Genomic DNA, 14,036 nt, shown 5'->3' with positions numbered 1-14,036 from the left:
AAAATCAGGCGCGGCGGCGGAAGTAAGGTTGCGGCTGGTCGGTCGCGCCCTGGTAGGCGTCACCGAAGGCGCTGAAGCCTTGTTCGATGGCGTAGGTCAGGTTCTTGCCGTCGGTCAGCGCATAGCTGTCGAAACCGACGCGCTTCATGAAGAACAGCTGGTCGTGCAGTACGTTGCCGACGGCGCGGAGTTCGCCGGTGTAGCCGTAACGCTGGCGGAGCAGGGCGGCGGTCGAATAGCCGCGGCCATCGACGAACTTGGGGAAATTGACGGCGATCAGCGCGAAGCGGGCGACGTCGTCGGCAACGTCCTCGACCTTGTCATCCGGTTGCAGCAGCAGGCCGAGGCGTTCGCGACCGGCCAGTTCGTTCTTGCGTGCTTGCCAGACGGCGAGCGGGAAGAGAACGTCGCCGGCGGGCAGGGCGACGGTTTCCGCCGATTCGCCTTCGCCGATTTCCAGCGTTTTCCAGCTGTCCACCGCAGCAGCGCCGTTTTTGATCAGTTGGGACATTATGCGGCCTCCTTCTGTGCTGCCTTGGCCTTGCCGTGGGCGCGGCCTTCGTAAACGCGGTTCTTGAACGGGTCGATGCCGATGCGGTCGAAGGTGTCGATGAAACGCTCGTCCTCGTGGCGATTTTCCAGATAGACCTGGATGATCTTCTCGACGGCATCCGGCATTTCCTCGGCGGCGAAAGACGGGCCGATCACCTTGCCGAGCTTGGCGTCGTTACCCTGGCGGCCGCCCAGCGTGACCTGATAGAACTCGGCGTCGTTCTTGTCCACACCGAGCACGCCGATGTGGCCGACGTGGTGATGACCGCAGGCGTTCATGCAACCCGAGATGTTGAGGTCGAGTTCGCCGATGTCAAACAGGTAGTCGAGATCGTCGAAGCGAGCCTGGATGGCGTTGGCGATGGGGATGGACTTGGCGTTGGCCAGGTCACAGAAATCGCCGCCCGGGCAGCAGATCATGCCGGTCAGCAGGCCGATGTTCGGCGTCGCCAGGCCGGCGGCCTTGGCCTTTTGCCACACTTCGTAAAGGTCGGTTTGCTTGACGTCGGCCAGGATGATGTTCTGCTCGTGGCTGATGCGCAGTTCGCCGAAGCTGTAGCGGTCGGCCAGATCGGCAACGACGTCCATCTGCTCGGACGTGATGTCGCCCGGCGCGATGCCGTGCTTCTTCAGCGACAGCGTGACGGCGGTGTAGCACGGCACCTTGTGGGCGTGGGTGTTGCGGTCCAGCCAGTTGAGAAAGGCCTTTTCGCTCGGCAGCTCGACTGCGCCGACCTTTTCGTAGGCCGGTGCGGTGAAGTGGGCGGCGACGCGGTCGTATTCGGCCTGGGTGATGGTCATCGGACCGCCCTTGCCGTGTGCCCATTCGGCCTCGACCTGCTCGCGGAAAGCGTCGATGCCGAGTGCCTGCACGAGGATCTTGATACGCGCCTTGTAGGCATTGTCGCGGCGGCCAAAGCGGTTATAGACGCGGAGGATCGCCTCGCAATACGACAGGATGTCCTGCCAGGGCAGGAATTCGCGGATCACTTCGCCACGAATCGGAGTACGGCCGAGGCCGCCGCCGACGATGACGGTGAAACCAATCTGGCCATCGATCACCTTGAGATGCAGGCCAATGTCGTGGAACCACGTGACGGCGCGGTCTTCCTTGGTGCCGGAGATGGCGATCTTGAACTTGCGCGGCAGGAAGGCGAATTCCGGGTGGAAGGTGGTCCATTGACGCATGATCTCGGCCAGCGGGCGCGGGTCGATGATCTCGTCGGCGGCGACGCCGGCGAATTGGTCGGTGGTGATGTTGCGCAGACAGTTGCCGGAAGTCTGGATGGCGTGCATGTCGACCTCGGCCAACTCGGCCAGAATTTCCGGCACATCTTCGATCTTCGGCCAGTTCAACTGCAGGTTGTGGCGCGTCGTGAAATGGCCATAGCCGCGGTCGTACTTGCGGGCCACCGAGGCCAGCGTGCGCAGTTGCGCCGAATTCAGCATGCCGTAGGGTACGGCGATGCGGAACATCGGGGCATGGCGCTGGATGTAGAGGCCATTCTGCAAGCGCAGAGGACGGAATTCGTCGTCGGCAAGTTCGCCAGCCTTCCAGCGGCGAACCTGGTCTCTGAATTGGGCGACACGCTCGTTGATCAACTGGCGGTCGATGGCATCGTATTTATACATGCGACTTCCTTGGGGTAAATCAGGCGAAGACCAGCTTGCTACCGATCAGCACAAGCATGGAGGCCAGGATGCGGCGCAGGATGTGCTCCGGCACCTTGGCGGAAACATGGCTGCCAAGCCAGATGCCGGGCAGCGAACCGAGCAGCAGCGAACCGAGCAGCGCCCAGTCGACGCCACCGAGCATCCAGTGGCCGAGTCCGGCAACTAGCGTCAGCGGTACGGCATGGGCGACATCCGATCCGACAATCCTGACCGGTGAAAGTTTTGGATAGAGGAAAAACAAGGCGGCGACGCCGAGCGCACCGGCGCCGACCGAGGAAATGGTGACCAGGACGCCGAGAATGGCACCGACCACCACGGTGATCTTGCCCAGGCAGCACTGGCGCAGCGGCGAATCGTCGTGTTTGGCAGCGTATTCGCGCAGCTTGCGGCCGAACAGGATGGCGATGGCGGTGAGCATCAGGGCAAAGCCCAGACCGTGCGAAATGATGTGACCGATCGTGTTGCTGCCCTTGGGCAGCTGTGACAGCACGAAAATGGTGACGGCAGCGGCCGGAATACTGCCTGCGGCCAGACGCAGGGTGACACCCCAGTCGATATGTCCCTTGCGGCCGTGCGCCACGGTGCCGCCGGCCTTGGTCACGGCGGCGTAGAGCAGGTCGGTACCGACGGCGGTGGCCGGATGCACGCCGAACAGCAGCACCAGCAGCGGCGTCATCAGCGAGCCGCCACCAACGCCGGTGAGGCCGACAATGGCGCCGACGGCAAAGCCGGAAAGGGTGTAGAGGATGTCCATGGAGGCGCATCGTACCGGCGCCGAATTGAATCAAAAAGAATATTGCGTTAGATTGTTATATCGAAAAGCTATTTAGGTGCCGCGATGAAGCTGCAGCAACTTCGCTATATCGTAGAAATACAGCGACAAGGCCTCAACGTCTCAGAGGCGGCGGAAACCCTCTATACCTCCCAGCCGGGTATTTCCAAGCAGGTCAAGCTGCTCGAGGATGAGTTGGGGGTCGCCATCTTCGAGCGCAGCGGCAAGCGTTTCACCGGCGTCACTGAGCCGGGCAAGGTGGTGTTGGAGATCGCCCAGCGCATCCTGCGCGAGGCGGAGAATCTCAAGCGGGCCAGCGCCGAATTCTCCAGTGGCGATAGCGGCCGGCTGGTGCTGGCGGCGACGCACACGCAGGCCCGCTATGCCTTGCCGATCGTGGTGCGCGATTTCATGGCCCAGCATCCCAGTGTGCGCCTTGAAATGCACCAGGGCAGCCCGACCCAGATCGCTGAATGGGTGGTCAACGGCGAAGCCGACATCGGTATTGCGACCGAGGCGCTCGACCAATACCCACAATTGATCACCCTGCCGGTGCGCCAGTGGAGCCACTGTGTCATCGCACCCGAGGGACATCCCATTCTGAAATCGAATCCGCTGTCGCTGAACGAATTGGCCAAATGGCCGCTGATCACCTACGACACGGCCTTCACCGGGCGTTCGCGCATCAACCGCGCCTTCGAGCGGATCGACATGCAGCCCAACATCGCCCTGACCGCGCTCGATGCCGATGTGATCAAGACCTACGTCAGTCTAGGGCTTGGCCTCGGGATCATTTCCGCGCTGGCTTTCGACCCGCAACGCGATATCGGCCTGGTTGCGCTCGATGCCGGCCACCTGTTCGAATCGAATACGACACGTCTGGCCATACGGCGTGGCACCTATCTGCGTCGCTACGATTACGACTTGATCTCGTTGTTTGCGCCGCATCTCTCCAAACGGGTGGTCGAAATGGCCATGCATGGCGGGGGTGACATTTATCAACTGTGACAGTTTGTTGTCATAAATGTATAACCTTTGCCATATTCCAAGAGGTGATCATTCCCGTTAAGCTATCGCCCGTCCAGCGGGAGAACAACAATGAATGCGGTAACGGAAGAACAGCAGTTGGTGCATATGCTCAACGGGGTCGATATTCCACCTTGCCCTGCGGTGTTGATCGAACTCGAAGTCGAGCTGAATAAAGACAATGCGGATCAGCGGGATATTGCCATGCTGATCAGCAAGGACGTGGCCCTTGCCGGGCATGTCATGCAGATCGCCAATTCGCCGGCTTTCTCGACCGGCCAGCAATTCGGCTCGATCATGCAGGCGATCAACGTGTTAGGCAATCGCCAGCTATTCAATCTGGTCGTGTCCCAGTTGCTGAAGCTGGCACTGGCCGGTGATCCCGAAGTGCCAATGGATCGTTTCTGGGAGTCGTCGGCTCAAACTGCACGCCTCTCCGCCGAATTGGCCAAGCGTTTGCGTTGTGTCCGTCCTGACGTGGCTTATACCTTCGGCCTCTTCCACGATTGCGGTATTCCCTTGCTGATGAAGCGCTTCGCCAATACCAAGGAAGTGCTGGCGGCCGCCAACATGGCGGAGGAGCGCAAGTTCACCGATGTCGAAGATGAGTTGTTGGGAACGAATCACTCGGTAGTCGGCTATTTCCTGGCTCGTCGCTGGCGTCTCCCAGGCTATATTTCGGAAGCCATGCTGCATCACCACGACTACAGCGTGCTGAACGGGCCGGGTAACGTCTCGGATACGGCGCGTGCGCTCATCGCGGTATGTACGCTGGCCGAGCACATCATTCGCCTGCACAACAATGGCGATGGCGAACACGAGTGGCACAAGGCAGCACCGGCCGCCTGCCAGTTCTTCAATCTGTCGCTCGGGGCGGTGGATGACCTGATCGAAGACATGCGCGACTGGCTGGGCTGACCGGCAATTGTCCCGATTTAGCAAGGCACCCGCTGGGGTGCCTTGTTCATTTATGGAGTGTCAGTGGCGCCATGCGTGGTGCCGTATCGCGCAGGATCAGGGCCGGTGAGGAGAATGGGGCCAGGCGCTCCAGGAAATCGAGCAGTTCGAGCACCGGCGAATTGCGGAAGAAGCGGGCTGCCGGCGTTTCCATCCAGATCCGGTCGGCGTAGGCATAGAGTTCATGCGGTCGGTCTCCGATGCCGTCGCCATCGCGGTCGAAACCTTCGTAATCATCCCAGTAGTTGCCCCACCAGATGTCGTCCATTGGATCGCCATCGCCGATGATGCTGACCGGCCAAAGGTTGTTGCGGAAGGTGTTGCCGATGGCGATGTGCCCGCCCTTGGCACCGTAGAAATAGACGCCGGTGATGTTATGGGCCACCGTGTTGTTGGCGAAGACGATGCGGTTGATCGGATTCATCGGCGAATCGGCCATGATGCCGTGGGCACAATGCACGATCTCGTTGCCCTCGATCAGGGCGGCCGAGGTTTCCTTCAGGGCGACCCCGGCACCGGACGGGTCCATGGCATGCAGGATACGGTTCCGGCGAATGATCAGGCCTTCCGAATTCAAAGCAATGACGCCGGTCGAGTTTTTCTCCAGATGGTTGTCCTCGACGATGCTGCGATGGGCGAACAGAAAATTGAAGGCGCGCCGGCTGTCGCGGATGCGGTTGCCGACGAAGCGGTTGCGCGGCGAGTTGGTTACCGTGATATCGCGTATCTGGGCGATGTCGTTATCCTCGATACGGTTGTACATGCTGTACCACAGCCGTATGCCGTCACCGCGATCGGCCGAATCGACTGGGCGCGAGCGTATGTGATTGTGGCGGATGACGCTGTCGGTGGAGCGGTGCAGTGAAATGCCGAACAAGACGTCGTCGATCCGGTTGTCTTCGAGCAGCAGATGATTGCCTTCGGCCATGATGCCGCCGTCGAGCGCGTCATGCGAGTCACCGCTGCCGCGGAATTGCAGGCCGCGGATCGTTACCCGGTCGGCGCGAATGGTCAGCACCGTTCCCTTGCCGTGGCCATCGACAATGACCTGTCCGTTGCCTTCTACCGTCAATGGCTTGTCGATCACGGCTGGACCGTCGTAAGTGCCCGGCGGCAATCTCAACACCGTGCCGGCACCGGCGGCGTCGAGCCAAGGTTGCAAAGGCTGGCCGGCAAGCGCCGACAGGCTGAGCAAAGCGAGGAAGGAAAACCGGAAAAAGCGCATCGTGCCCGAATCTAGCCTCTGAGGCCGGATCGGGCATGAACCTGAATCAAATTATTCCGCTTGAAGCCGTGTTCAGCGGCGTTGGCCGGGGTCGGGGATCGCTTTGGCCCGGGCGACTATCTTGGCGAAGGCCGGATTGTCGACCACCGAGTTCGCTTCGTAGGCAGCCAGCTTGTCGCCGACCGCCTTGTTCAACTCGGCCATGCGGTCCTGGGGCGACGGGTGGGTCGAGAACAGCAGATCGAAACCCGGCGCACCGGTGTTGGACGCGTACATGGCCAGTACGCGTGGCAAGCCGTAGGGGTCGTAGCCGGCACGGGTGGCGTAGGTGACGCCGAGACGGTCGGCCTCGTATTCATCGCCCTTGTCGAGACCGGACGAGTACATGTTCTGGGCCAGGTTGAACATCGGCGTAGCCGCCATGTCACCACCCCGGATGCCGGACTTTGCGACCGTGGATTCACCGACCTTGGCGAAGGCGCCGAGCGTGTCCTTCTTCTTCATGGCGATGAGGTAGTGACGCTTGGTGACGTGAGCCAGTTCGTGCGCGATGACGCCGGCCAGTTCGGCTTCGTTGTTCAATTGGCGTAGCAGTCCCTTGGTGATCAGGATGTAGCCGTCGGGTGCCGCGAAGGCATTGACGTTACTGCTGTTGATCACGCCGAAACGCCAGTTGATGTCGTTGCGCCCGGTCTGGCGGGCAATCCAGCTGCCCAGCGTATTGACGTACTGCATGATTTCCTTGTCCTGCACCAGCGGTGCGGCGCCGAGCAGCATGGAGGCCGATTCGCGGCCGATCTGCGCTTCCTGCTCCGGCGTGGCATCCGATTTGGCCAGCGTGCCGACAGCTTCGCCAGCGACACGCAGGGTGTCTGGATTGAGCGCGCCGCGCTGCAGTTCGGCACAGCCGCCGAGCAGACCGAGGACGGCGAGGCAGGCAATGGTCTTCTTCATGTCTTTCTCCGTTCGGTGTGCTGGTCAGAGTTCAGGAACATTCTTGGCATTCAGCTTGCGGCTGGCCGCAAAGCGATCGACATCGACCGGCCGCAGCTTGAAGGTTTCAAGCTTCTGGACCTCGGACGGGTTCGGCCTGGAGTTGGCGATATCTTCCTTGGTGAGGCCCTTGGCGCCTGTGGTGGCGGCACTCTTGGTGGTGCCGGTACGGATGACGCCACCGATCTGGCTCAGGGTATTGCCATCGCTCTTGCCATCGTCGGCCTTGGTCAGCTTGACGTTGAGCAGTCGAACCCAGCCGGTACTGCCATCCTTCGTCTTGACCTGCGACCAGCCGCCCTGATTGGCGACGACGGTGACCGGTGCGTTGTCGGGCAGGCTGGCGACCGTCGGCGCATCGATGAAGGGCTTGGCCTTCAGTTCGCTGGCGCGAATCAGGCTGCCCTGGCTATCGGCCAGAGCGAAAAACGGCAGGCCAGCCAGCAGGATGGCGAGGAGGTGACGCGGTAGCGATGGTTGTCTCATGGGCGTTCCCTGGGTTCGAAGAGTCTGACCGCTTGGCTGCGTCCCTTGACGGTAACTTCGCCATGGTCGATGAAGTCAAATACATTACCACAAGCATTTTTTGTCGCTTCGGAGACCAGGATGCGGGCAACACCCTTGGTCTGGCCTTCGATCCGGCTGGCCAGGTTGACCGTGTCGCCAATCGCCGTGTAGTCGAGGCGTTTGCTTGAGCCGAGGAAGCCGACGACGGCCGGGCCGGTGTGGATGCCGATGCCGATGTCGAAATGCTCGCCGAATTCGCCGAGCTCATGCTTGAACCCCTCCAGCGCCCGGCTCATGCCGAGGGCAGCGCGGACGGCGCGTTCGGCATGGTCGGGCGTAGCGACCGGAGCGTTCCAGAAGGCCATGATGGCGTCGCCAATGAATTTGTCCAAGGTGCCGCCTTGCTCGAAGACGGCCGCCACCTGTAGATCGAAATAGCGGTTGAGCAGGGTGACGACTTCTTCCGGTGTGCGGCTTTCAGAAAGCGTCGTGAAACCGCGGATGTCGGAAAACAGCACCGTGATTTCCTGGCCGCTGCCGGTTTCCGCCTTGGCCAGTTGCCCGTCCATGGTCAACGAGCGGACGACGTTTGGGTCGAGAAAGCGTGCGAACATCTGCACGGCGTGGTCACGCTGGCGGCGCTCACGCAGGTAGGAGCCGGTGGCGACGGTGGCAAAACTCAGCCAGGTGGCGAGCAAGGGACTGAATGGCGTCCACTGGATATTTTTGCCGAGTAATTGGAAGGCCCAGAGCAGCACGGCCAGGCTGATCAGGCCGAGCATGGCGGCAATAGGTAGCGGGTTGGGGCGGCGGGCGAAGGCCAGGGCGATGACCAGCATGCCGATGGCGCCGAGGGCGAGATTCCAACTGACAGGCGCCGGGCGCAGCCAGTCGTCGTCGGACAGGTTGGCAATGGCGGTGGCGAGGATTTCCGGGCCCGAGAAGCTGGCGCCGAGCGGCGTAGGGCGCAGGTCGTGCAGGCCGGGGGCGGCGGCGCCGATCAGGACGATTTTGTCCTTCAGATCAGGCAGGCGGGGATGTTCCTTCTGCGATTCGAGGTAGAGCTCGCGGTAGGAGAGATGTCGGAAAGGCTTGCCGTACCAATGCAAGGCGATGGCATCGCGTTCCGGCACCGACCAGCCGGCCGCTTCGGCCACGCGGCGGGGCAGCGAGGGCAAGGTCCAGCCTTCGTGCGGAAAATTGATCCAGTAGCGTCGGCCGACCCGGTCATCGTCCGGCAGGAAATTGATCAGCCCGGTACGCCAGGCGGCCGGGTCGATGGCCTTGGGGGCGATCAGCGGCAGGCCGGCATTGGGAACGGCATCCGGACCGGCGCGTACCTCCATGATCGGCGGCAGGTTACGCAATGGCGTCGCTTCGCCGTCGGCGGCGACGACCATCGGCAGCAAGGCGCGCGTTTCACCGATGGCTTCGGACAGCATCTTGTCGCTGGCCGGACGGAAGACATCGGGCTCACTGAAAATCAGGTCGAAGGCGATGGCGGCCGGTTTTTGCGGCGCTATGAAACGCAGCAGTTCAGCATGCACCTGACGCGGCCAGGGCCAGTTGCCGGCCAGGTCGAGCATCTGCGGGTCGTCCAGGCTGGCCTGGTCGATGTCGATCAGCACGATATCGGCTGGCGGCGTGCGGTCGCGCACGTGCCAGCGCATCAGGATATCGCCGGTGGCCGCGTTGAAGTCGGCAAAGGCACCCAGTTGCTCGCCGAGCGCAAAGGCACCGACCAGACCGGCAATGAGCAGCGGAGCGATGGTCTTACGCCAGGACAAGCGCATGCGCTTATTCCCAGTGCTCGGTCACTTCGCCAGCCCAGGCCGTTGCCGCTAGCAAGGCGCGGTTGACGGTATCCGGATCGAGGCCGGCGGCGACGGCAGTGGTTTGCATGCGCGGCAGGTCGAAATCCTCGCAGGCTTCGGCTACCGCAAGCAGCGGGGCATAGGGGCCGGTGCGCTCAAGCAGCGCGTCGCGTACTTCGGTGGCCAAGGGCATGTCTTCGATGATTTCCTTGGTTGGACGGCGGACCAGGCGGTCGAGGCAGGAGAAGATGCCGGTCAGGAACAGGGGGTCGTTACCCTTGCCTGGATGCAGTTTCTCGCCGAGCAATTCCATCAGGCGGCCACGGGTCAGGGCGTTCTCGACCAGCAACCAATCGCCCAGGTTGGGTTCGCGTACCGAGAAGAGCAGGATGGCAACCCAGCGGGTCAGGCGCTGGCGGCCAAGGATGACCAGCGCCTGACCGAGCGAATCGATGCGTCGGCTCAAGCCGAGTGCCGGCGAATTCAGATAGCGCAGGATGCGGAAGGCGAGCAGCGGATCCTGCTTCATCGCTTCGGCGATTTCGGCCGTTTCGGCATCGCCCTGGATCAGGCGCAACAAATTGAGCAGCAGGACCTTGTGCGGATCGCCGCCAGGTTCTTCCGGACGTCGCGGTGTCGCCTTGGCAAAGCCGCCATGGAAATAGTCGTAATGCCATTGCTGGCAAAGGCGGTGTTCATCGGGTGATTCGACGTTGGTGGCGAGTAACTGGATGCTGCGTTCGCCGGCACTCGCCCGGATGGCGGCGGAAAAGTCGCGCACGGCGGAAGGTTCTACCTGATCGATGGCGATGGCAGCTAGATCGGCCTGGGCAATGCATTCCGCGAAGGCCGGATGCTTGGGCTGGCGGAAGAGACCGAGGCGGAAGCCCTTGTCGCGCAGGGCTTTCAGGTTTTCGAGAAGATGGGCGGTGTCGGTCGTCTCGGTGAGTTCGACCAGCAGTATGATTTTTTCGCTGGGGAGGGAGTGCACCGCAGCTAGGTCGAGACTTTTTGCGGCCAAGCTGATGAAGGCGAGGCCGGTTTTCCATTGCGTGAGATAGTCCGCCAGCAGTTCGAGAAGCATCCGGTCGTGTGCCGTGCGCGTTCCGCCTTCGCTCTGCCCTGGGTTTGCCTGCCATTGCAGCAGGTAGCCGGCCGGACGATCGCGTCGGTCAAACACTGGCTCGCGGCTCAGGAAACCACGCAGTTCAGGCGTCAGTTCGGGTGTTGCCACCTCGTTCTTTGCCGACGGCTGGCGTTCGCTTGGCTTCTCCCCGCCGCCAAGTATTTTTTTCAAGCTATCGAACACGATTCTTCCCCGGATATGAAAATGCCCACCATGCGGTGGGCATTTTTGCACAAGGCGAGGCCGTTTAGTTGATTTTGGCCTTGGCGCGCAGTTCCTTGACCAGGTTTTCGACCTGTTGCTGGCTGGCACGCTGTTGCAACTGCGGCTTGACCTGATCGAACGGCGGCGGGGTCATCGGGCGGGAGTCTTCCAGCTGGATGACGTGGAAACCGAAATCGGACTGTACCGGCGCCTTGGTGTATTCGCCCTTCTTCAGCTTGGTCATGGCGTCGGAGAACGGCTTGACGTAGGCGTTCGGCGAATTCCAGCCGAGGTCGCCGCCCTTGTCCTTGGAGCCGGGATCCTTCGACTGCTTGGCCAGTTCGGAGAACTTCTCGCCCTTTTCCAGCTTGGCGATGATGGCCTTGGCGTCTTCTTCCTTGTCGACCAGGATGTGGCGGGTCTTGTATTCGGTGCTACCCAGATTGGCCTTGATGGCGTCGTATTCAGCGCGCAGCTGGGCATCGCTGACCGGGTGGGTGCGTACGTAGTCGGACAGGAAGGCATTGACCATGACGGCCTGCTTGGCAGCTTCGAGCTGCAGCTGGACTTCGTTCTTCTTGTCCACGCCCTTCTTCTTGGCTTCCTGCAGCAGCAGTTCGCGGGCGATCAGTTGTTCCTTGATGGCGTTGGTCAGTTCCGGCGACTCGGTCGCGCCCTTGGCCTTCTGCTCGGCGATGATGGTGTCGTAGACCGCCTGCGGAATCGGCTGGCCGTTGACGGTGACGAAGGCCTTGCCCTTGTCGGCAGCCAGGGCCGGAGCGGAAACGATGGCGCCGGCGATGAGCAGGGCGGCCAGACGGGAGGTTTGTTTCATTCAGTGTGTCCTTGGGTGGTGAGAACGACGAAAATTATACTTCTCCGGGAGCGGCTGCATTGATGCCGAGCGCATGAATTTTGCCGCGCATCAGGTCGCCCACCGCATCATAGACGATGCGATGCCGGCCAACCGTATTTTTGCCGGCGAAGGCAGCGGCAACTATATGAATTTTGTAATGGCCGCCGTCGCGAGCACCGGCATGTCCAGCGTGCAGATGGGATTCATCCTCGATGGTCAAGGCGACCGGATCGAGAACGGCCAATCGCTGGCGGAGCAGTTCGACAGTGTCGGCACTCACGCCGGCAGAACCTTCTTGAACGGCTTGATGGTGACTTTCTCGTAGACGCCGGCGGCGACATACGGATCAGCGTCGGCCCAGGCCTTGGCGGCTTCCAGCGAGGCGAATTCGGCAACGATGATGCTGCCCGAGAAGCCGGCCGGGCCAGGGTCGGGCGAATCGATGGCCGGGCAGGGGCCGGCCAGGATCAGGCGGCCTTCGGCCTGCAAGGCCTGCAGGCGTTCCAGGTGGGCCGGACGGGCCGCCATGCGTTGGTCCAGCGAACCGTGACGGTCTTCTCCGATGATGGCGTAGAGCATTATTTCTTGTCTTCCTCGATGTATTTCGACAGCATCATCCCCTGCAGCAGCACGAAGACGATCAGCAGACCCATGCCGCCGAACAGTTTGAAATTGACCCAGGCGTCGAGCGTGAAGTTGAAGGCGACGAACAGGTTCAGCGCGCCCATGAACAGGAAAAACCCGATCCACGAGAGATTGACCTTGGCCCAGGCTGCATCGGGCAGGGAGAGTTGCTCGCCGAGCATTGCCTTGAGCGGGTTCTTCTTCAGCACGTAGTTACCGAAGGCCAGGCTAGCGGCAAAGACCCAGTAGAGCAGGGTCGGCTTCCACTTGATGAAGGTTTCGTCCTGGAAAACCAGCGTCAGGCCGCCGAAGACGACGACCAGGCCAAGGCTGACCCAGAGCATCTTGTCCACCTTGCCGTGGCGGAAATGCACCCAGGCGATCTGGGCCACGGTCGCGACGATGACGACGATGGTGGCGAGCAGAATCGGCGCCTGTTTGATGTCCACCGCAGCACCCAGCAAGGGGGCGATCCAGCCGGCGGCGAGTTCGGGGTGCTTCTCCGAATACTTGAAGGATGCGAAGAAGAGAATTACCGGGAAAAGGTCGAACAGTAGTTTCATGGCGAGGCATTATATACTGCCGGAAACAACAGCAATGGCCGGCCGCGACACATGAACAAGGTCCTGATCATCGACGATTCCGACATCAACCTGACGCTGATCAAGGCGCTGGTTCTGAAGCTCGGCGAATGCGATCCGATACTTTTTGAAAATCCTCTGAAGGCGCTGGAGTGGTGCCAGGAGAACGTGCCCGATCTGGTCATCGTCGATTACATGATGCCGCAGATGGACGGCCTGAAATTCATCGCGGCCTTCCGTGCCCTGCACGGGCGTGACGAAATCCCGGTGCTGATGATTACCGCCAACGATCAGAGGGACGTGCGCTACGAGGCGCTGATCGGCGGTGCCAACGATTTCCTGACCAAGCCGATCGACCGCATCGAATTTTCGGCGCGGGCTCGCAACATGCTGTCGATTCGTGCCGGTCAGCGCTATCTGGCCAACCGGGCCGAGGAACTGGCCGGGCTGGTCGAGGAGCGAACGAAGGACATCCGTGACCGCGAGCGCGAACTGATCTTCCGGATCTGTCGTGCCGCCGAATTCCGTGATCCGGAAACCGGCGCCCACATCCAGCGCATGGCGCATTACTCCCAGGTCATCGCCAAGGGGCTGGGCCTCGACGTGGCGACGGCCAAGCTGGTCCTCGAAGCGGCGCCGATGCACGACGTGGGCAAGATCGGCATTCCTGACCAGATTCTGCTCAAGCCCGGCAGGCTGACGCCGGAAGAATTCGAAATCATGAAGAATCACGCCCAGCTGGGCTGGGAACTGCTCAAGGACAGCGGTTCGGAGATTCTTCGGGCGGGTGCGGAAATCGCCCTGTCGCACCACGAGAAATACGATGGTACGGGCTATCCCGGCGGGCTCAAGGGCAACGACATTCCGTTGTTCGGGCGTATCGTGGCGGTGGCTGACGTGTTCGATGCATTGACCTCGGAGCGTCCCTACAAGAAAGCCTGGTCGCTCGAAGACGCCCGGAGGTTTCTGGAAGAGGGGCGCGGCAAGCATTTCGACCCGCTCTGCGTGGAAGCCCTGTTCGCCGGCTGGGACGAAGTGCTGGACATCAAACAGCGCTTCCGTGATGCGGATGTTCTACCCGTATGATATAAAGCATTGCTGTGTCATTCAAAACGCCAATAAAAA

The 14,036-nt window shown here is 61.4% G+C and carries 15 protein-coding genes; 3 read left to right on the top strand and 12 right to left on the bottom strand.

Annotated elements, in window-relative coordinates; translation table 11 throughout:
- Nucleotides 1-4: 4 nt before the first annotated feature.
- From WIF35_RS05955 to WIF35_RS05945, 3 genes are read right to left on the bottom strand one after another with little or no spacing between them, the layout of a single operon-like run.
- Nucleotides 5-511 carry a DUF934 domain-containing protein gene (locus WIF35_RS05955; protein ID WP_412480644.1) on the bottom strand — a complete coding sequence of 169 codons (507 nt, stop codon included), beginning with the start codon at nt 509-511 and terminating at the stop codon, nt 5-7.
- Nucleotides 511-2,184 (bottom strand): nitrite/sulfite reductase, encoded by a 1,674-nt coding sequence (locus tag WIF35_RS05950; RefSeq protein WP_412480643.1) that lies wholly within the window; start codon nt 2,182-2,184, stop codon nt 511-513. Before WIF35_RS05950 ends, WIF35_RS05955 begins: the two co-directional genes overlap by 1 nt.
- A gap of 19 nt (nt 2,185-2,203) precedes the next feature.
- Nucleotides 2,204-2,980: a sulfite exporter TauE/SafE family protein gene (locus tag WIF35_RS05945; protein WP_412480642.1), complete on the bottom strand. Its 777-nt coding sequence runs from the start codon at nt 2,978-2,980 to the stop codon at nt 2,204-2,206.
- A gap of 84 nt (nt 2,981-3,064) precedes the next feature.
- On the opposite strand from WIF35_RS05945, the gene WIF35_RS05940 reads away from it, so the two are divergent.
- Together WIF35_RS05940 and WIF35_RS05935 are read left to right on the top strand one after the other, a co-directional pair.
- On the top strand, nt 3,065-4,006 hold the full coding sequence (locus WIF35_RS05940; protein WP_412480641.1) for a CysB family HTH-type transcriptional regulator: 942 nt from the start codon (nt 3,065-3,067) through the stop codon (nt 4,004-4,006).
- Nucleotides 4,007-4,096: 90 nt separating this feature from the next.
- Nucleotides 4,097-4,942 (top strand): HDOD domain-containing protein, encoded by an 846-nt coding sequence (locus WIF35_RS05935; protein ID WP_412480640.1) that lies wholly within the window; start codon nt 4,097-4,099, stop codon nt 4,940-4,942.
- A gap of 46 nt (nt 4,943-4,988) precedes the next feature.
- Here the strand turns inward: WIF35_RS05935 and nosD are convergent, their stop codons facing one another.
- The 9 genes from nosD to WIF35_RS05890 all read right to left on the bottom strand — a co-directional run bounded on the left by nosD (nt 4,989) and on the right by WIF35_RS05890 (nt 12,893).
- Nucleotides 4,989-6,206: a nitrous oxide reductase family maturation protein NosD gene (gene nosD, locus WIF35_RS05930; RefSeq protein WP_412480639.1), complete on the bottom strand. Its 1,218-nt coding sequence runs from the start codon at nt 6,204-6,206 to the stop codon at nt 4,989-4,991.
- A 72-nt stretch (nt 6,207-6,278) separates the two neighbouring features.
- Nucleotides 6,279-7,160: a M48 family metalloprotease gene (locus tag WIF35_RS05925; RefSeq protein ID WP_412480638.1), complete on the bottom strand. Its 882-nt coding sequence runs from the start codon at nt 7,158-7,160 to the stop codon at nt 6,279-6,281.
- Nucleotides 7,161-7,184: 24 nt separating this feature from the next.
- Nucleotides 7,185-7,685: an SH3 domain-containing protein gene (locus tag WIF35_RS05920; protein WP_412480637.1), complete on the bottom strand. Its 501-nt coding sequence runs from the start codon at nt 7,683-7,685 to the stop codon at nt 7,185-7,187.
- Nucleotides 7,682-9,499, bottom strand: coding sequence for a CHASE2 domain-containing protein (locus WIF35_RS05915; protein ID WP_412480636.1), 1,818 nt, complete (start codon nt 9,497-9,499; stop codon nt 7,682-7,684). Before WIF35_RS05915 ends, WIF35_RS05920 begins: the two co-directional genes overlap by 4 nt.
- 4 nt (nt 9,500-9,503) lie before the next feature.
- The gene (locus tag WIF35_RS05910) at nt 9,504-10,829 is read right to left on the bottom strand and encodes an EAL and HDOD domain-containing protein (protein ID WP_412480635.1); all 1,326 of its coding nucleotides are present in this window, start codon (nt 10,827-10,829) and stop codon (nt 9,504-9,506) included.
- 64 nt (nt 10,830-10,893) lie between these two features.
- Nucleotides 10,894-11,685: a peptidyl-prolyl cis-trans isomerase gene (locus WIF35_RS05905; RefSeq protein ID WP_412480634.1), complete on the bottom strand. Its 792-nt coding sequence runs from the start codon at nt 11,683-11,685 to the stop codon at nt 10,894-10,896.
- A gap of 34 nt (nt 11,686-11,719) precedes the next feature.
- The gene (locus WIF35_RS05900) at nt 11,720-11,986 is read right to left on the bottom strand and encodes a BolA family protein (protein WP_412480633.1); all 267 of its coding nucleotides are present in this window, start codon (nt 11,984-11,986) and stop codon (nt 11,720-11,722) included.
- Nucleotides 11,983-12,285: a YciI family protein gene (locus WIF35_RS05895; RefSeq protein ID WP_412480632.1), complete on the bottom strand. Its 303-nt coding sequence runs from the start codon at nt 12,283-12,285 to the stop codon at nt 11,983-11,985. Before WIF35_RS05895 ends, WIF35_RS05900 begins: the two co-directional genes overlap by 4 nt.
- Nucleotides 12,285-12,893 (bottom strand): septation protein A, encoded by a 609-nt coding sequence (locus tag WIF35_RS05890; RefSeq protein ID WP_412480631.1) that lies wholly within the window; start codon nt 12,891-12,893, stop codon nt 12,285-12,287. The genes WIF35_RS05895 and WIF35_RS05890 overlap by 1 nt, the downstream gene beginning before the upstream one ends.
- Nucleotides 12,894-12,944: 51 nt before the next feature.
- On the opposite strand from WIF35_RS05890, the gene WIF35_RS05885 reads away from it, so the two are divergent.
- A complete protein-coding gene (locus WIF35_RS05885) occupies nt 12,945-13,997 on the top strand; it encodes an HD domain-containing phosphohydrolase (protein WP_412480630.1) in 1,053 nt (350 codons plus the stop codon).
- Nucleotides 13,998-14,036 lie beyond the last annotated feature (39 nt).

This window comes from Azonexus sp. IMCC34839 (assembly GCF_047047955.1).
Classification (GTDB): Bacteria; Pseudomonadota; Gammaproteobacteria; order Burkholderiales; family Rhodocyclaceae; genus Azonexus.
The sequence above is the reverse complement of the archived record's forward strand: the minus strand, read 5'-3'. Positions and strand labels throughout refer to the sequence as shown.

Coding starts and splice junctions, on each gene's coding strand:
- WIF35_RS05955 (WP_412480644.1), bottom strand. CDS start 511: ATGTCCCAACTGATCAAAAACGGCGCTGCTGCGGTGGACAGCTGGAAA.
- WIF35_RS05950 (WP_412480643.1), bottom strand. CDS start 2,184: ATGTATAAATACGATGCCATCGACCGCCAGTTGATCAACGAGCGTGTC.
- WIF35_RS05945 (WP_412480642.1), bottom strand. CDS start 2,980: ATGGACATCCTCTACACCCTTTCCGGCTTTGCCGTCGGCGCCATTGTC.
- WIF35_RS05940 (WP_412480641.1), top strand. CDS start 3,065: ATGAAGCTGCAGCAACTTCGCTATATCGTAGAAATACAGCGACAAGGC.
- WIF35_RS05935 (WP_412480640.1), top strand. CDS start 4,097: ATGAATGCGGTAACGGAAGAACAGCAGTTGGTGCATATGCTCAACGGG.
- nosD (WP_412480639.1), bottom strand. CDS start 6,206: ATGCGCTTTTTCCGGTTTTCCTTCCTCGCTTTGCTCAGCCTGTCGGCG.
- WIF35_RS05925 (WP_412480638.1), bottom strand. CDS start 7,160: ATGAAGAAGACCATTGCCTGCCTCGCCGTCCTCGGTCTGCTCGGCGGC.
- WIF35_RS05920 (WP_412480637.1), bottom strand. CDS start 7,685: ATGAGACAACCATCGCTACCGCGTCACCTCCTCGCCATCCTGCTGGCT.
- WIF35_RS05915 (WP_412480636.1), bottom strand. CDS start 9,499: ATGCGCTTGTCCTGGCGTAAGACCATCGCTCCGCTGCTCATTGCCGGT.
- WIF35_RS05905 (WP_412480634.1), bottom strand. CDS start 11,685: ATGAAACAAACCTCCCGTCTGGCCGCCCTGCTCATCGCCGGCGCCATC.
- WIF35_RS05895 (WP_412480632.1), bottom strand. CDS start 12,285: ATGCTCTACGCCATCATCGGAGAAGACCGTCACGGTTCGCTGGACCAA.
- WIF35_RS05890 (WP_412480631.1), bottom strand. CDS start 12,893: ATGAAACTACTGTTCGACCTTTTCCCGGTAATTCTCTTCTTCGCATCC.
- WIF35_RS05885 (WP_412480630.1), top strand. CDS start 12,945: ATGAACAAGGTCCTGATCATCGACGATTCCGACATCAACCTGACGCTG.